Here is a 16,056-nt window from a genome sequence, read left to right as displayed (position 1 = left end):
ATGGAATGTCCTGGCTCACCGCCCTGCTGCCCACCCTGGACGCCACCGCCATCACCCAGCGACTCGACGTCGAGGCCCGCTCCCTGCCAAACGATGACACCCGCAGCCACGACCAGGCCTGTGCCGACCTGCTCGCCGGACTCCTGCTCGGCTCACCCGACCCCGATGAGAAGACCGGCGGCGTCCGCACCGTCATCGGGATCACCGTGCCCGTCACCTCCCTGATGGGACTGAGCCAGATCCCGGGCGAGCTGGCCGACGGCTCCGCCTCCATCCCCGCCGCACTCATCCGAGAACGAGCCCTGGAACCAGGCACCCTCTTCCACCGACTCCTCACCGACCCCCACGGCCGACTCCTGGACGCCACCCACCTCGGCCGCTTCGCGCCCGAGAAGATCCGCACCGCACTGTGGTTCCGCGACCACACCACCGCGTTCCCGACATCGACCGTCGCCGCAGGGCGCTGCGACGTCGACCACCTCGACCCCTGGCCAGCCCCCACCACCGGGTCCAATCTTCAACCGCTGCATCGCCAGGCCCACCGCCTCAAGACCATGGGCTACTACAGCGTCAGACGACGAGGCACCGACACCGAGTGGACCACCCACACCGGCCACACCCACCGCCACCAACCCGACCCCCTACCCATCGAGCAGTGGCCCGAGCCGCGGCCTGACCAGTGGCCTCCGCGTCAGGTGAGCGGCGTGACGACGTCACGAACGAGCGCCGGCACTCTCGTCACGGAACGGTCCTGCCCCGTCACGTAGACGTGCACGAAGTGCCCGACAGCTGCCGGGGACTCCTCATCCCCTTGGAACAGGGCGATCTCCCACGTGATGCTCGCCGTGCCCAGGCGCTCCACGCGCAGACCCGCCACCACGTCGCCCGGAAAGTGCAGCTCACGCAGGAACCGGCACCCGCTCTCGGCGACGATGCCGTAGCTGTCGAGCTGTCGAATGTCCGTCCCGGTCGCCTCGATGAGCCAACCGTTCACGGCGGTGTCGAAGAAGGAGTAGTAGACGACGTTGTTGACGTGTCCGTAGACGTCCTCGTCCTCCCAGCGCGTCGTGATCGAGTACTGCGCCGGGTACTCGGCCAGGGGCCGGCCCGGGTGCTGGTCGGCCGGGGAGCTCACGAGGCGGTGTCCTCGCGCAGCCGCTGGCTGATGACGGCAGAGACGCCGTCGCCACGCATCGAGACGCCGTAGAGCGCGTCCCCGACCTCCATCGTCCGCTTCTGGTGGGTGATGACGACGAGCTGGGAGTTGGCCCGCAGCTCCTCGTAGATCTCCAGGAGGCGCCCGAGGTTGGTGTCGTCGAGCGCGGCCTCCACCTCATCGAGGATGTAGAACGGGCTGGGCCTGGCCTTGAAGAGCGAGACCAGGAACGCGACCGCGACGAGGGAGCGCTCACCACCGGACAGCAGCGAGAGCCGCTTGACCTTCTTGCCGGGCGGGCGGGCCTCCACGTCGATGCCCGTGGTCAGCATGTTCTGCGGGTCGGTGAGGATCAGTCGCCCCTCGCCCCCGGGGAAGAGGCGGGAGAACACGCCGGAGAACTCCGCCTCCACGTCGTGCCACGCCTCGGTGAAGACCTGCTCGACCCTGGCGTCGACCTCGTCGACGATGTCCAGCAGACCCTGGCGGGTCTTGCGCAGGTCGTCGAGCTGCTCGGAGAGGAACTGGTGGCGCTCCTCCAGTGCCGTGAACTCCTCAAGCGCGAGGGGGTTGACCTTGCCGAGCATCGCCAGGGAACGCTCCGCCGCCTTGAGCCGCTTGGTCTGCTTCGCCCTGTCGTAGGGCTGCGCCTCGGGCTCGTCCTGGTCGTCGGCCTCCGGCTCACCCTCCATCACCTCCGGGGCGGGCGGGGGCACCAGCTGCTCGGGACCGTAGTCGGTCACGAGTGCGTCCACCTCGATGCCCAGCTCCTCCAGGGCTCGCGCCTCCAGGGACTCCAGGCGGAGCCGCTGCTCGGCCCGGGCCATCTCGTCGCGGTGCACCGACGTCGTCAGGCCCTCCAGCTCGGTGGTGAGGTCACGAAGCCGGGCGCGGCTCTCACGCAGCTTCTCCTCACGTCCGGTCCGAGCCTGCTCGATGTCGCGCCGCTGCTCGGCAGCGGCGGCGATGGAGACCTCGAGACGGTCGAGGACGACGTCGCCCACCGCAACGACGGCCCGCGCGGTCTCGGCCTCGCGAAGCTGACGCTCGCGCCGCTCCCGTGCACGGATGCGAGCCTCCCGCTCCTCCGCGGCGGCCTGCACGAGAGCGGCCACCTGACCCTCCAGGGCCCGGGCGCGCTCCTCGTTGGTGCGCAGGGCGAGACGCGCCTCGGTCTCCGCGCGTCGAGAGCCCGACGCCTTCTCGGCCAGCTCTTCCAGGACGGACGTGTCCGGCTCGGTCTCGGGAGCGGTCTCGGCCTGCTCCAGACGCTCCTCCAGCTCGGCCAGACCACTGAGATCCCGCTCGTGGGCGGTCTGCGCCTCCTCGATCGCCGCGGCCAGGCGCTCGGCCTCCGCCCGGGCGGACCTGGCGGTGGACCCCAGGTGCGCGAGCTGCTCGGCGACGGCAGCCATCTCCGCGTCGGACTCGTGGAGCCGCTCCAGGACGGCCTCGGCTCGCGTGCGGGCGTCGTCGCGTGCGGCGACGGCGCGCTGCTTGTCGAAGCGCAGCGTCTCCAGGGAACGCTCGGCCTCTCCGAGGTCGGTCGTGGTCTGGTCGATGGCCGACTGCACCTCGATCAGGCTCTGCTCCGACGTCGACCCGCCGGACGCGAAGTGTGTGCCCAGCATGTCGCCGTCCAGCGTGACCGCGGTGACGTCGCCGGCCTGGGCCACCAGCGTCTTGGCGGCGTCGAGGTCCGCCACGACAGCGGTCTTGAACAGCAGACGTCGCAACGTCGGCTGCAGGGCCTTCGGCGCCTCGACCACGTCGACGGCATAGGTCACGCCGTCGGGCAGTCCGGGCCAGCCGGAGTCGTCGACGGGGTCATCGCCCTCGACGTCGGCACCTCCGAGCAGCAGCCCGGCCCGGCCGAGATCCTCCGACTTGAGCTTCTCCATGGCGGAGACGGCAGTGTCCAGGTGGTCGACCGCGACAGCGTCGGCGGCCGACCCGAGCGCCGAGGCCACGGCGGCCTCATACCCGGGCCGGACGCTCAGGAGGGCGGCGACGGACCCGAGCAGCCCGTTCAGCTCGTCGCTCGCCGCAAGCAGCGCGCCGGCACCGTCCTTGCGGGCCAGCCCCAGCTCGAGTGCCTCGCGACGTGCCTGCAGCGCGGCGTGACGCCGCTCGGCCTCCTGCTCGGCCGCGATCGTCCCCGCCACGGACTCCTCGGCCTTGGCCAAGGTGTCCTCGGCGGACTCGTGCTCGGCGTCCAGACCCGACTCCCCGGCATCCAGACCGGCGATCTGGTTCTCCTGGACGGTGAAGGTGTGCTGTGCCTCGTCGGCTCGCTTCTGCGCCTCGTCCCGAGCGGTGGTGAGCCGGGCGATCTCGGCGTCAGCGGCTTCCGCGCGGCTGCGCAGACCACCCACCTGGCCGCGCAACCGCGCCAGTCCCTCACGCTGGTCGGCAGCGGCCCGCAGCAGGCCGGCGACACGTCGCTCCTCGGCGCCGTACTCCGCCTCGGCCGCGGTGCGTGACTCGATGACCTGCTCCAGCGCCGCAGAGGTCTCTTCCACGGCCTGGCCCAGGGCGGCGTGCTGCTCCTCGACCCGGGCCGCCTCCGCCTCCAGCTCCTCGGGATCACGCCCGTGCTGCCGCTCGTCGGACTCGACTGCGGCGAGCCGGATCCGTTCCGTGGCGAGCCCGGCCGTGCCGCGCAGCCGCTCGCGCAGTCCCGAGAGCCCGTACCAGGTCTCCTGGGCGGCGGAGAGTGCCGGGGAGTCCGCACGAAGGGCATCCTCGAGCTCCACCTCCTGCTGCCGCTCGGCGGCCACCTGCTGCTCGACCGCGCCACGCTTCTCCTTCAGGGCGGCCTCGTCGGCCAGCTCCTCGGCGATCGCCGAACGCGCCGTCACGATGTCGTCGGCGAGCAGGCGGGCGCGCGCGTCACGCGCATCGGCCTGGATGGTCACGGCGCGACGGGCGACCTCGGCCTGGCGGCCCAGTGGCTTGAGCTGGCGGCGCAGCTCGGTGAGGACGTCCTGCAGACGCGTCAGGTTCGCCTGGGTGGAGTCGAGCTTCCGCAGCGCCTTCTCCTTGCGCTTGCGGTGCTTCAGGACGCCGGCGGCCTCCTCGATGAATCCGCGGCGCTCCTCCGGGGTGGCGCGCAGGATGGAGTCGAGCTGGCCCTGGCCGACGATGACGTGCATCTCGCGGCCGATGCCGGAGTCGCTCAGCAGCTCCTGGACGTCGAGCAGGCGGCACGAGCTCCCGTTGATGGCGTACTCCGAGCCGCCGTTGCGGAACATCGTCCGCGAGATCGTGACCTCGGTGTACTCGATCGGCAGGGCACCATCGCTGTTGTCGATCGTCAGCGCGACCTCGGCCCGCCCCAAGGGTGGCCGACCCGCGGTGCCGGCGAAGATGACGTCCTCCATCGTGCCGCCGCGCAAGGACTTGACCCCCTGCTGTCCCATGACCCACGAGAGGGCGTCGACGACGTTGGACTTGCCCGAGCCGTTGGGGCCGACGACGCACGTGATGCCCGGTTCGAGCTGCAGGGTCGTCGAGGAGGCGAACGACTTGAAGCCGCGGAGCGTCAGGCTCTTCAGGTACACCGCATTCTCCTCCGGCGACGGATCTGGTCGTGGCTCACCCTAGGCGACGCGGGGCCGGGGTCGGGGGACCCCGGGAGCGGGCGATGAGTCAGGATCGCCGCGGCGATCTCGGCCCGACGATCAGTGGGCCACCGGCTCGAGCAGCTCATCGACCTCGTCGACGCGCTGGGCGAGGGTCCTCAGCAGACCCTCGTTCTCGATCTTGAGTCGCAGGACCTCGGTCTCGAGGTCGGCGACACGGCGGCGCAGTCGGGCTGACTCACGGAGCTGGTCGGAGGTGGGGCCTCCGACATAACCGATGAGGGCCTTGGCCATGGATGTCCTCCGCAGAAATGACGGCAATCGCAGCAATGGCTGCGTCTGCCAGTGTCGCACCGCCCGACCCCCCGGTCAAACACGAGCGACGGTGGTACCGCCTAGTCTCATGGTGTGACTTCCGACCTCTTCCGCCCAGCCGACGAGCCCTGGACGCCGGTGTCCCCGACGCTCGCCACCGCACGCCGCCTCGTGACCATGCCGTGGTTCGCCCTCACCCTCGTGGCCCTCGTGGCCGCCCTCGTGCTGCTCGACGAGACCTGGTGGAGGGTGGCTCTGGTCGCCCTGCTGGTCGTCGTGGTGGCCGTTGCCGTCTTCACGTGGTTCTGGGCCGGCCGCAACCAGCGGAGCTGGGGCTACGCCGAGGCCGAGGATGACCTCCTCGTCACCAGCGGGGTGATGTTCCGCCGCCTCGTCGCCGTTCCCTACGGCCGCATGCAGTTCGTCGACGTCTCCGCCGGACCGATCGCCCGCCGGCTCGGCATCGCCACGGTCACGCTGCACACGGCGAGCACCGAGACGGCGGCCGACATCCCCGGGGTCCCGGCCGACGAGGCACGCCGACTGAGGAACCGACTGACCGAGCTCGGGGAGGCCCACGGTGCCGGAGTCTGACGTGACGACGCCGCCGGAGGCGGTGGGCCTGCGCACGCATCCCCTGACCGCCGTGACGACGGGCATGGTGGTGGCGCTGCCGGCAGCGGCCGGCCTCATCTTCTCGGTCCTCCAGAACGGCGAGGTGCCGGACCTGCCGTGGTGGCTGCTCGTCGTGCTGCCGGTCGCCACTCTCGTGGGCGGGTTCCTCATCGGGACGCTCATCGGGTACGTCTCGTGGCGGTTCACCACCTACGTCATCGACGGCGACGAGGTCCGCGTCCAGTCCGGGGTGCTGTGGAAGTCCTCGCGTCGCGTCCCCTACGAGCGTCTGCAGTCCGTCGACATCGCCGAGCCCCTGCTGGCCCGCCTCGTCGGCCTGTGCGAGCTCCGCCTGGAGACCGCCGGTGGCTCGGACTCCCGCACTCCCCTGCGCTACCTGCGCCTGACCGATGCGCGCGCACTGCGGCGTCTCCTGCTGGACCGGGCCCACGGAGTCACGTCGGCCGACGATGACGACCCGACCGCCCCGGCAGCATCCGACGACCAGCGTCGGACCCTGCTCACGGTCCCGCCGGCGCGGCTCCTGCTCGGCACCCTCGTGAGCCTCGACTTCGCCCTCACGGGGCTGGCCCTGGTCGTCGCCGTGGCGGCGATCTTCCTCACCGATGCACCCACCGCCCTCATCAGCGGCGCCCTCCCGCTCGGGCTCGTCGTCGTCCGCATCGCGGCCACCCGCGTGGCAGCGCAGTGGGACTCGACGGTCTCCGAGGGCGAGCGGGGTCTGCGCATCGAGCGTGGACTGCTCTCCCGGACGTCACAGACCATCCCGTGGGAACGTGTCCAGGGCCTGGCCGTGGAGGAGCCGTGGGCGTGGAAGCGCCTGGGGTGGGCCCGGCTGCGCGTCGACGTCGCCGGCTACGGCAACGACACCGACGACGAGTCGGGTGAAGTCACCTCCACGCTCGTCCCGGTGGCCGACCGCCCCGTCGTCCTGGGCATGGTCGAGCACATCCTGGCCTCGCGCCCCGACGACATCGCCCGGACCGCGCCGCCGCACCGGTCCTGGCCCTTCGCACCGATCGGCTGGCGACACCGCTGGGTCGGCGTGGACGAGGCGTCCTTCGTCGCGACCCAGGGGTGGCTGCAGCGCCGCACGAACATCGTGCCGCACCTCAAGACCCAGTCGGTGGAGGTCAAGCAGGGGCCTCTGCAGCGCCGGCTCGACGTCGCGACCGTCGAGGTGCACACCCCCGACGGCCCCGTGGACGCCGACGGGCACCACCTCGAGTCCGAGACGGCGCGCGACATCGCGCTGGCCCAGCTCGTGCGCGCTCGCCATGCCCGCGACGCCCGCCCCGGACGACGGGTGTCCGACGTGCCGTAGCCGCGCGGTGCTGACTCGTCAGCCGCCGCTGGTGGCGTCCTCGGCCTCCGCATCCAGCGTCGCCAGGCCACGCGAGTCCAGCCAGCCCTCGGGCAGCGCCACCCGGCGTGGGGTGCCTTGGCGGCCGCGTGGAGTGCCCAGCTCGGCGACGGGGAACGGCTCGTCCGGGTCCAGCCCTTCGAGCAACGCGTCGAGGGCCGCGTAGGAGGAGACCGAGCCCAGGCGCGACCGCACGACGGACCCGGCGGGGAAGCCCTTGAGGTACCAGGCGACGTGCTTGCGGAACTCGATGCAGCCACGCTCCTCGCCCATCCAGTCACCCAGCAGCTCGGCGTGGCGGCGCATGACGTCGGCGACCTCCCCCAGTCGGGGAAGCCGGCGCTCGTCGCGACCCTCGAACGCCGCCGCGAGGTCGGCGAACAACCACGGACGTCCAAGACATCCGCGCCCCACCACGACGCCGTCGCACCCCGTGGCCGCCATCATGGCCAAGGCGTCGTCGGCCTCCCAGATGTCGCCGTTGCCGAGGACGGGGATGTCGACCGCGGCCTTGAGCTCGCCGATCGCGTCCCAGTCGGCCTGCCCGGAGTAGTGCTGTGCTGCGGTCCTGCCGTGCAGGGCGATGGCGGCACACCCGCTCTCCTGGGCGATGTGACCCGCGTCGAGGTAGGTGAGGTGGTCCTCGTCGATGCCTTTGCGGGTCTTCATCGTGACCGGCACGTCGAACCCCTCCGCCCCGGCCACCGCCTCCTGCAGGATCCGACCGAGCAGCGCGGCCTTCCAGGGCAGTGCCGCTCCGCCACCCCTGCGGGTGATCTTGGGGACGGGGCAGCCGAAGTTGAGGTCGACGTGGCCGACACCGTGCTCCTCGCACAGGATCCGCACCGCACGCCCCACCGTCGCGGGGTCGATGCCGTAGAGCTGGACCGAGCGCACCTGCTCGTTGGGCGCGAAGGTCAGCATCGACAGGCTCGTGCTGTCACCCTCGACCAACCCGCGCGAGGTGATCATCTCGCAGACGTACAGGCCGGCTCCCTGCTCGGCGCACAGGCGCCGGTAGGCCACGTTCGTGACACCGGCCATGGGGGCGAGCACCACGGGGACGTCGAGCGTCAGCGGCCCCAGCCGCAGCGGCTGCAGCCGGGCGGGATCGGCGGTCGAGGTCATCCCTCCATGGTGCCGCAGAGGCGGCGAGGGCCCGCGCCCCGTCCGGGTCAGGGCTGCCAGCGGACGGCGTCGGCGGGCTCGCCGGGCTGCAGGTCGATCGTCTCCAGCCCCTCACCCTCGGGCACCAGGAAGATCAGGCAGACGTCCGCGGACTCCCCGGGGAGGAAGTTCTCCGGGATGGTCGGATCGGGGCACTTCTCGAACTCGCCGACGAGCTCGCTCGCGGGGTAGAGCGTGTCGGCGTCGGTGTGCGCGAGCAGCGGCAGCGAGACTCCTCCCAGCCCGGCCGGCCCCTCGTTGGTCACGGCGGCCTGGACGTAGTACGGAGTGGACTTCTTGGTCTGCTCGTCGAGCGAGAAGAAGCGGAAGTCACGCATGCGCCCCTTGATGACCTCACTGACCTCCACGGTGGTCGCGCTGGCCGCGCCGCCGCCGAGATCGATGACGACCGTCCCGCTGGCGCCGACGTCCAGCGCCGTGTCGGGCTCGGTCAGGGTGACGCCCTCGGGCACGTCGAAGCCCGCGGGCACGTCGGGCTCGGGTTCTTCCTGCTCGTCGCCGCCCCCGCAGCCGGCCAGCAGGAGGACGGCGACGGCGACGGCCGTCATCGCGACCTTCACGCGATGATTCTGGCGCACGGGGGTGTCACGGCGCCGCAGAAACGCGCCAGCCGGAGCAGGTGGCGACGCGGCGCAGCGCACAGCGGTCACGATTTGACAATCGTTCCCATGATCTTTGAGAATCATTCCCATGAGACGAGTCCTCCTGCCTGCCATCGCGGCCATCACGCTGTCCCCCGCTCTCGTGGCCTGCGGAGCGAACGCCCAGGACGACGGCTCCCTGCAGGTGGTGGCGTCGTTCTACCCGGTGGGCTTCGTCGCCGAGGAGATCGTCGGCGACGTCGCTGACGTCGAGGTGCTCAGCGCGCCGGGTGTCGATGCGCACGACCTCGAGCTGGCCCCCCAGCAGGTCGCAGCCGTGCAGGACGCCGACGTCGTGGTCTACCAGAAGGGCTTCCAGACGCCGGTCGACGAGGCCGTCGAGCAGGCCGAGCGTGACCCGGCGACGACCGTCGACTCCGCGGCCGGCGTCGACCTCATCGAGGACTCCGAGGAGAGCCACGAGGATCACGACCACGGCGACGAGCACGCCGAGGACGAAGGTCACGAGGGCCACGACCACGGCCCCGGCGACCCGCACCTGTGGCTGGACCCGCTCAACATGATCACGGTCGCCCGCAGCACCGAGCGCGCCCTCAGCGAGGCCGACCCGGAGAACGCCGACGTCTTTCGCGCCAACGCCGACGCGCTCGTGAGCGACCTGCGCGCGCTGAACGGCGAGCTCGAGGAGGGCCTGGCGACCTGCGAGACCCGCGACGTCGTCGTGAGCCACGCGGCCTTCGCCTACTTCGCCCGCGCCTTCGACCTGCAGCAGGTCCCGATCGCCGGCATCGACCCGAGCAACGAGCCGTCCGCGGCGCAGCTCGCCTCGCTGTCCGACCTCGTCGAGGACGAGGGAATCACCACGGTCTTCACCGAGCGGCTGGTGAGCTCGGCCGTCGCCGACACGGTCGCCCGGGAGGCCGGTGTGGAGACCGCCGTGCTGGACCCGTTGGAGGGCCTGAGCGACGAGACCACCGACGAGGACTACCTTTCACTCATGCGTCAGAACCTCGCGGCCATCAGCACCGCGAACAGCTGTTCGTGAGCCCTGCCCTCGCGATCGCCCACCTCGACGTCGAGCTGGGCGGTCGCGGCGTGCTCGAGGACGTGTCGCTGACCGTCGGTGCCGGCGAGTTCGTCGCCCTCCTGGGGGCCAACGGCTCGGGCAAGTCGACCCTCGTGCGCAGCGCCGTCGGCCTGACACCCTTCACCGGCTCCATCCAGCTCTTCGGCGTGCCCCTGGAGCGCTTCCGCGATCGGGCCCGACTCGGCTACGTGCCCCAGCGAGCGGCCACGGTCGCCGGCGTCCCCGCCACCGTGAGCGAGGTCGTGGCCAGCGGGCGCCTGTCGCGGCGCCGGCTCGCCGGCCTGCCGCGTGCTCGTGATCGATCTGCCGTCGCGGACGCCATCGACGCCGTCGGGCTCGGCAGTCGGGCCACGTCCCCGCTGGTGGAGCTCTCCGGAGGTCAGCAACAGCGCGTGCACATCGCGCGGGCGCTCGCCGGCGCCCCGGAGCTGCTCGTCATGGACGAGCCGATGGCAGGGGTGGACCGGGAGAACGCCGAGGTCTTGGCAGGCCTGCTCGGTGCGCTCGCCGCCGAGGGGACTGCGGTGCTGCTCGTGGCCCACGAGCTCGGCCCGATGCGTCCGCTGCTCGACCGCGCCGTCGTGATGACCGACGGACGCATCACCCAGGACGGCAAGCCCGACGCCGTCGCCGACCACGAGCACGAGCACACCCATCTGCACAGCGGTGCGCCGGACCGGCTCGCGCCGCTCCCGAGCGAAGGGGTGTGGCCCTGATGGGACTGCTCGACTACGAGTTCATGCGGCTCGCCCTCGTGGCTGCCGTGTTCACCGGCCTCTCCGCCCCCGCCATCGGCACCTACCTCGTCCAGCGACGACTCGCCCTGCTCGGTGACGGGCTGGGCCACGTCGCCCTCACCGGAGTGGCTCTCGGGCTGCTGACCGGCACGACCCCGATCCTGACCGCGCTCGTCGTGGCCGCGCTGGGCGCCGCCCTCATCGAGGTGCTGCGCTCCTTCACCCGCACCAGTGGGGACCTCGCCCTCGCCATGCTCTTCTACGGCGGCATCGCCGGTGGCGTCCTGCTGGTGAACCTGGCCGGCGAGGGTGCCGCCGTGCTCAACCAGTACCTCTTCGGTGCGATCACGACGGTGGACTCCTCCGAGGTGTGGATCGTCGCCGTGCTCGGCGTCGTCGTCGTGGCCACCTCGCTCCTGCTCGGGCCCCAGCTGTTCGCGGTGTGCCAGGACGAGGAGCACGCACGCGTCAGCGGCGTGCCGGTGCGCTGGTACGGGCTGCTGATCGCCGTGCTCGCCGCCGTCACCATCACCGTCGCGATGCGCACCGTCGGCCTGCTGCTGGTCTCCGCCCTCATGGTCGTGCCGGTCGCCGCGGCCCAGCAGGTGGCCCGCAGCTTCCGGGCCACCCACCTCCTGGCCATGGCCATCGGGCTGCTCACCGCGGTCGCCGGGGTCGTGGTGAGCTATGAGAGCGACGTGCAGCCCGGACCGACGATCGTGCTGCTCACGCTGGGCGTGTTCGCCGTCGCCGCACTGGCCCGACTCGTGACGGGGTCCATGGGTCGGCGGACCCGGCACGTATCCTCGCCGTGAGGACAGGAGGAGCAACCGTGGTCGAGATCGTGCGCAACACCCGGCAGCGTCGGGCGGTCCGGTCGATCCTGGACGAGCTGGAGGCCTTCGTCAGCGCCCAGGAGATCCACGACAAGCTCCTGCACCGCGGCGAGAAGGTCGGGCTGTCCACGGTCTACCGCAACCTGCAGGCGCTCGTGGACGCCGCCGAGGTCGATGCGCTGCGCAGCGACGACGGCGAGGTCCTCTACCGCGCCTGCAGCGCCGGCCACCACCACCACCTCGTGTGCCGCACGTGCGGACGCACGGTGGAGGTCGAGGGGCCCACGGTCGAGCGCTGGGCGGACATGATGGCCCAGGAGCACGGGTTCACCGACGTGGCTCACACCTTGGAGATCTTCGGCGTCTGCCGCACCTGCACACCCTGATGCGCGTCCTGCGCCGCGAGGAGTGGCTGCCGCGCGTCGAGGAGCACCGGGCCCGCGCCCGTCGCTGGACCACGCCCCATCTGCAGCGGTCCGAGCTCGGCGTGGACCATCCCGTCGAGGACTTCCTCTTCGAGTACTACAACCTCTCCCCCGGCCGCCTGGAACGGTGGCACCCCGGACTGGGCGTCGGGCTCCTCGACGCTCCCGAGCACGCCTCGCTCGCCAGCTACGTGACCGCCGACGGGGTGAGCACCGCCGACCCCGCCCGGCTCCCACGGCGTCGGCCCGGGCTCGCCTGGACTCGTGACCTGTTGAATCGCACGCTCCAGCGTCCGGCCGCCCTGGGGTGCTTCGGGCTGCACGAGTGGGCGATGGTCTACCGCACCGACACGGTGCGCCACCCCCAGCTGCCACTGCGCCTGGGGCCGGAGGGCACCGCCGACGTCGTCGACTCCCACCGCCTGGCCTGCACCCATGTCGACGCCTTCCGCTTCTTCACCTCACGCGCCCAGCCGCTCAACGAGGACCAGCTCCACCGCTCCGACCAGCTCGACCGAGAGCAACCGGGCTGCCTGCACGCGGGCATGGACCTGTACCGGATCGCCTTTCGGATGCTGCCCTTCGTCGAGGCCGGCATCGTGCTGGACGCCTTCGAGCTCGCCAGGGACATCCGGCACACGGACATGGCGGCCTCCCCGTACGACCTCGGCTCGCTGGACATCGAGCCCGTGCGCATCGAGACGGCCCAGGGCAAGGCCGAGTACGTCCGACGCCAACGGGCCTTCACCGAGCGCGCCCAGCAACTGCGGCGTCGGCTGCTCGCGCTGTGCGAGGACCTGCTGCCCACCGCCGATGCATCGGCTAGCCTGCCGACGTGACTCCAGTCGAGCGTCCCGGGGACCAGCTGTCCGCCCGCGAGGTCTACGAGATCTGGCGGATCCGCGACGCCGTCTTCGCCGTGGAGCAGAAGTGCGACGAGCCCGACGTCGACGGCATCGACCTGCTCTCGACGTGCTCGCACCTGTGGCTGGCCGACGACGACGGCCTCACCAGCTACCTGCGCACCTTCACCACGGACGGGGGCGTCCGAAAGATCGGCCGAGTGGCCACTCGCAGAGACGCGCGCGGCCAGGGCCTGTCCAGCCGGCTGCTGGAGTCCGTGCTCGAGCGCTGGGGCGATGCGGAGATCCAGCTCGGTGCCCAGGCCTACCTGCACGACTGGTACGAATCCTTCGGGTTCCGCCGCGACGGCGACAACTACCGGGAGGCAGGCATCGAGCACGTCCCGATGCGGCGCGACCCGGCCTAGGGCCATCAGGGCCCGGACGTCGGCGCCGCCTCGTGGTGGGGCGCCCCGTGGGTGCGCCGGTCCTCCTTCATCTCCGCCTCGTACAGGTGCGGGCGGCCCTGCACCAGCTGCTCACGCACCCCCTGCTCGGTGGAGCAGAACGCGGCGTAGTAGCCCTCGTCGTACTCCTCGACCACCTGGAAGCTCCACCGCCCGGCCAGGATGTTGCGGCCGACGAGCTCGGTGGCGATGGAGTCGGCCAGCTCGTCGTGACCGGCCTCCCGCAGCTCGTCGACCGCCTCGCCGAGGGTCAGGTCGGCCGTGCCGCACAAGCGGTGGAAGCCGTAGAGCATGCCTCGCGCCTGCTCCACCACCTCCAGGGCCTCGCTGACCTTGCCGACCGCGGACACGGTCGCGTCATCGACGCCCTCCGGTCGGCGGTGACGCTGGGCTGGCTGATCGTGGTCCATGCCCCCACCGTAGGGCGATCAGACGGAGGCGGCAGGCTCACCGACGAGCCGGTCGAACGCCTCCCGCAGGTCGCCCAAGGCCTGGCCTCGGTAGGCCGTCACTGCGGCACCCGCCTCGCCGTACCGGGTGCCGAACTCGAACTGGTAGCTGCGACCGGCGTCGAGCTCGGCGGCCAACGTCGTCGCCTCGTCGATGACGAACTGCAGGGCATCGACCACGGCGCGCCGTGCCTCCTGCGCGCCCTCGGGCGTCTCCAGGGACTCGACCTCGGCGAGCGTGCTACGCAGCGGAGGGATGACCCGTTCACGCACGGGGCTCCCGTTGGGCAGGGTCTGCTCGGTGACGAAGGAGTTCGGGTCGACGGCCAGGGCGCCCTCGGCGGCGTCGGCGAACCGCTCGGCCTCGATGCCGCGCTCCACGGTCTGCTGGACCTCCTCCAGCGCCTCCTGCGTCTGCCCGCGGGCGTCGCGGGCGGACTGGTAGGTCGACGAGCTCGCCTCGCCGTACTCGCTGACGGGCTCGAGCTCGGGCAGGTCCTCGGCGGCCTCGGCCACCACGTCCCCGACGCCGACCGGGTCCGCCAGAGCCTCCGGCCCGACGTCCTGGGCAAGGCCCTCGCGGAAGACCTCCATCTGCTGGGCGTACTCCGCTGCCGCCGCGTCCGCAGTGCGCACCTGCTCACGGCGGTCCATCTCACCGATCAGCAGGAGCGCACCGACGCCCAGGCCGATGAGCAGCGTCGGCAGGACGACGAGCAGGAGCAGCCGCGCCCTGGTCATGGCCGGGGGCTCATGCCGTCGCGGGTGCGATGTCGTGACGGCGCAACCCATAGGTGAGGGCATCGACGAGAGCCTCCCAGGAGGCCTCGATGATGTTGGCCCCCACGCCGACCGTCACCCAGGAGTCCTTGCCGTCGGAGGTCTCGATGAGGACGCGTGTGACGGCGTCGGTGCCGTGTCCCTGGTCCAGGATGCGCACCCGGAAGTCGATCAGGTGGAAGCGCGCGACATCGGGGTACACCTGCTCGATCGCCTGGCGCAGGGCGTGGTCGAGAGCGTTGACAGGACCGTTGCCCTCCCCGATCACGGCGAGACGCTGACCGGCGGCGCGCAGCTTGACGGTGGCCTCCGCCGTCGGGAGGTCGGCACCGGCTCCGCGGGCGTCGGACTCGGCCAGCACCCGCCAGGACTCCACGGCGAAGAAGCTCGGCCGGGCGCCCTCCATCTCCTCGGCCAGCAGCAGCTCGAAGGAGGCGTCGGCGGCCTCGAAGGTGTAGCCCTGCTGCTCCATGGACTTGACCCGGTCGGTGACGCGGGCCAGGCGCTCGGCGTCGTCGGCGAGGTCGTAGCCGAGCTCCTTGCCCTTGAGCTCGATCGTGGCCCGTCCGGCCATCTCCGAGACCAGCAGGCGCATGTCGTTGCCGACGAGGGCGGGGTCGATGTGCTGATAGAGGTCGGGATCGACGCGGATGGCGCTGGCGTGCAGCCCCGCCTTGTGGGCGAAGGAGGACACCCCGGTGTAGGGCTGGCGGGCCGAGGGCGGGTAGTTGGTGATCTCCGCGACCGCGTGCGCGATCCGTGAGGACTCAGCGAGCGCCCCCTCGGGCAGGACCTGCCGCCCCAGCTTGAGCTCGAGGTTGGCGATCGACGTCACGAGGTCGGCGTTGCCGGTCCGCTCGCCGTAGCCGTTGATGCAGCCCTGCAGGTGGGTGGCCCCGGCCAGCACCGCCGACATGGAGTTGGCGACGGCGCAGCCGGTGTCGTTGTGGGCATGGATGCCCAGCCGAGCCCCGGTGTCGAGGGCATCCGTGACCACTTCTCCCACCTGGTGCGGGAGCATGCCGCCGTTGGTGTCACACAGCACGACGACGTCGGCGCCCGCCTGTGCGGCGGTCCGCACGACCTCCAGCGCGTAGTCGCGGTTGGCCCGGTAGCCGTCGAAGAAGTGCTCGCAGTCCAGGAAGACCCGCTGGCCCTCGCGGGTGAGGTGCTCGACGGTGTCACGCACCATGGCGAGGTTCTCCTGCAGCGTCGTGCGCAGGGCGAGCTCGACGTGCCGGTCATGGCTCTTGGCTACCAGCGTCACCACGGGGGCCCCGGAGTCGCGCAGGGCGGCCACCAGCGGGTCGTCAGCAGCCGCCACGTTCGCCCGACGGGTCGCTCCGAAGGCCGCGAGCTGGGCGTTCTCGAGCTGCAGCTCCTTGGCGGCGAGGGCGAAGAACTCGGTGTCCTTGGGGTTGGATCCCGGCCACCCGCCCTCGATGAAGCCGACCCCGAGCTCGTCGAGGTGCCGGGCGATGTGCATCTTGTCCTGCACGGAGAGGTTGAGTCCCTCCTGCTGCGCGCCGTCGCGCATCGTCGTGTCGTAGACGTGGAAGGCGTCGGTGATCACGGTGTCGTCCTGTCTG

Annotated in this window: 17 protein-coding genes; 9 read left to right on the top strand and 8 right to left on the bottom strand. The window is 71.5% G+C overall.

Annotated features, from left to right (window positions below; translation table 11 throughout):
• The coding region (locus tag ACHAAC_RS17015; protein ID WP_435717510.1) for an HNH endonuclease signature motif containing protein at positions 1-767 on the top strand (767 nt) is incomplete at its 5' end.
• Here the strand turns inward: ACHAAC_RS17015 and ACHAAC_RS17010 are convergent.
• From ACHAAC_RS17010 to ACHAAC_RS17000, 3 genes are all read right to left on the bottom strand, one after another.
• The gene (locus ACHAAC_RS17010; RefSeq protein WP_435717508.1) at positions 692-1,135 is read right to left on the bottom strand and encodes an acyl-CoA thioesterase; all 444 of its coding nucleotides are present in this window, start codon (positions 1,133-1,135) and stop codon (positions 692-694) included. The genes ACHAAC_RS17015 and ACHAAC_RS17010 overlap by 76 nt on opposite strands.
• Positions 1,132-4,719, bottom strand: a complete 3,588-nt coding sequence (gene smc / locus ACHAAC_RS17005) for a chromosome segregation protein SMC (protein WP_435717507.1) — start codon at positions 4,717-4,719, stop codon at positions 1,132-1,134. The genes ACHAAC_RS17010 and smc overlap by 4 nt, the downstream gene beginning before the upstream one ends.
• Positions 4,720-4,839: 120 nt before the next feature.
• Positions 4,840-5,034 (bottom strand): hypothetical protein, encoded by a 195-nt coding sequence (locus ACHAAC_RS17000; protein WP_435717506.1) that lies wholly within the window; start codon positions 5,032-5,034, stop codon positions 4,840-4,842.
• A 114-nt stretch (positions 5,035-5,148) separates the two neighbouring features.
• On the opposite strand from ACHAAC_RS17000, the gene ACHAAC_RS16995 reads away from it, so the two are divergent.
• Both ACHAAC_RS16995 and ACHAAC_RS16990 read left to right on the top strand, forming a co-directional pair.
• Positions 5,149-5,649: a PH domain-containing protein gene (locus ACHAAC_RS16995; RefSeq protein WP_435717505.1), complete on the top strand. Its 501-nt coding sequence runs from the start codon at positions 5,149-5,151 to the stop codon at positions 5,647-5,649.
• A 1-nt stretch (position 5,650) separates the two neighbouring features.
• Entirely contained in the window at positions 5,651-7,015 is a 1,365-nt protein-coding gene (locus tag ACHAAC_RS16990; protein WP_435717504.1) for a PH domain-containing protein, read from the top strand.
• Positions 7,016-7,033: 18 nt separating this feature from the next.
• Here ACHAAC_RS16990 and dusB read toward each other — a convergent pair whose 3' ends face one another.
• Together dusB and ACHAAC_RS16980 are read right to left on the bottom strand one after the other, a co-directional pair.
• Entirely contained in the window at positions 7,034-8,182 is a 1,149-nt protein-coding gene (gene dusB / locus ACHAAC_RS16985; RefSeq protein ID WP_435717503.1) for a tRNA dihydrouridine synthase DusB, read from the bottom strand.
• A gap of 47 nt (positions 8,183-8,229) precedes the next feature.
• Entirely contained in the window at positions 8,230-8,802 is a 573-nt protein-coding gene (locus ACHAAC_RS16980; RefSeq protein WP_435717502.1) for a hypothetical protein, read from the bottom strand.
• A gap of 130 nt (positions 8,803-8,932) precedes the next feature.
• Here ACHAAC_RS16980 and ACHAAC_RS16975 point away from each other — a divergent pair, with 130 nt between their 5' ends.
• From ACHAAC_RS16975 to ACHAAC_RS16950, 6 genes are read left to right on the top strand one after another with little or no spacing between them, the layout of a single operon-like run.
• Positions 8,933-9,889 (top strand): metal ABC transporter substrate-binding protein, encoded by a 957-nt coding sequence (locus tag ACHAAC_RS16975; protein WP_435717501.1) that lies wholly within the window; start codon positions 8,933-8,935, stop codon positions 9,887-9,889.
• A complete protein-coding gene (locus ACHAAC_RS16970) occupies positions 9,886-10,647 on the top strand; it encodes a metal ABC transporter ATP-binding protein (protein ID WP_435717500.1) in 762 nt (253 codons plus the stop codon). Before ACHAAC_RS16975 ends, ACHAAC_RS16970 begins: the two co-directional genes overlap by 4 nt.
• Positions 10,647-11,483 carry a metal ABC transporter permease gene (locus ACHAAC_RS16965; protein ID WP_435717499.1) on the top strand — a complete coding sequence of 279 codons (837 nt, stop codon included), beginning with the start codon at positions 10,647-10,649 and terminating at the stop codon, positions 11,481-11,483. The genes ACHAAC_RS16970 and ACHAAC_RS16965 overlap by 1 nt, the downstream gene beginning before the upstream one ends.
• Before the next feature lie 17 nt (positions 11,484-11,500).
• Positions 11,501-11,890 carry a Fur family transcriptional regulator gene (locus ACHAAC_RS16960; protein ID WP_435717498.1) on the top strand — a complete coding sequence of 130 codons (390 nt, stop codon included), beginning with the start codon at positions 11,501-11,503 and terminating at the stop codon, positions 11,888-11,890.
• Positions 11,890-12,768 carry a 3-methyladenine DNA glycosylase gene (locus tag ACHAAC_RS16955; RefSeq protein ID WP_435717497.1) on the top strand — a complete coding sequence of 293 codons (879 nt, stop codon included), beginning with the start codon at positions 11,890-11,892 and terminating at the stop codon, positions 12,766-12,768. Before ACHAAC_RS16960 ends, ACHAAC_RS16955 begins: the two co-directional genes overlap by 1 nt.
• Positions 12,765-13,199, top strand: coding sequence for a GNAT family N-acetyltransferase (locus ACHAAC_RS16950; RefSeq protein ID WP_435717496.1), 435 nt, complete (start codon positions 12,765-12,767; stop codon positions 13,197-13,199). Before ACHAAC_RS16955 ends, ACHAAC_RS16950 begins: the two co-directional genes overlap by 4 nt.
• A gap of 5 nt (positions 13,200-13,204) precedes the next feature.
• Here the strand turns inward: ACHAAC_RS16950 and ACHAAC_RS16945 are convergent, their stop codons facing one another.
• The 3 genes from ACHAAC_RS16945 to cimA are packed head-to-tail and all read right to left on the bottom strand — an operon-like array spanning position 13,205 to position 16,040.
• The gene (locus tag ACHAAC_RS16945) at positions 13,205-13,648 is read right to left on the bottom strand and encodes a hypothetical protein (protein ID WP_435717495.1); all 444 of its coding nucleotides are present in this window, start codon (positions 13,646-13,648) and stop codon (positions 13,205-13,207) included.
• Between the two features lie 18 nt (positions 13,649-13,666).
• Entirely contained in the window at positions 13,667-14,428 is a 762-nt protein-coding gene (locus ACHAAC_RS16940) for a hypothetical protein (RefSeq protein ID WP_435717494.1), read from the bottom strand.
• A gap of 10 nt (positions 14,429-14,438) precedes the next feature.
• On the bottom strand, positions 14,439-16,040 hold the full coding sequence (gene cimA, locus ACHAAC_RS16935; protein ID WP_435717493.1) for a citramalate synthase: 1,602 nt from the start codon (positions 16,038-16,040) through the stop codon (positions 14,439-14,441).
• Positions 16,041-16,056: the final 16 nt, after the last annotated feature.

This window comes from Aeromicrobium sp. CF4.19, assembly GCF_051262555.1.
Classification (GTDB): Bacteria; Actinomycetota; Actinomycetes; order Propionibacteriales; family Nocardioidaceae; genus Aeromicrobium.
This window is presented reverse-complemented; position numbering and strand designations above follow the sequence as displayed.

Bases quoted from the DNA above. Each gene is read 5' to 3' on its own strand.
- ACHAAC_RS17000 (WP_435717506.1), bottom strand. From the start codon at position 5,034: ATGGCCAAGGCCCTCATCGGTTATGTCGGAGGCCCCACCTCCGACCAG.
- dusB (WP_435717503.1), bottom strand. From the start codon at position 8,182: ATGACCTCGACCGCCGATCCCGCCCGGCTGCAGCCGCTGCGGCTGGGG.
- ACHAAC_RS16975 (WP_435717501.1), top strand. From the start codon at position 8,933: ATGAGACGAGTCCTCCTGCCTGCCATCGCGGCCATCACGCTGTCCCCC.
- ACHAAC_RS16965 (WP_435717499.1), top strand. From the start codon at position 10,647: ATGGGACTGCTCGACTACGAGTTCATGCGGCTCGCCCTCGTGGCTGCC.
- ACHAAC_RS16955 (WP_435717497.1), top strand. From the start codon at position 11,890: ATGCGCGTCCTGCGCCGCGAGGAGTGGCTGCCGCGCGTCGAGGAGCAC.
- ACHAAC_RS16945 (WP_435717495.1), bottom strand. From the start codon at position 13,648: ATGGACCACGATCAGCCAGCCCAGCGTCACCGCCGACCGGAGGGCGTC.
- ACHAAC_RS16940 (WP_435717494.1), bottom strand. From the start codon at position 14,428: ATGACCAGGGCGCGGCTGCTCCTGCTCGTCGTCCTGCCGACGCTGCTC.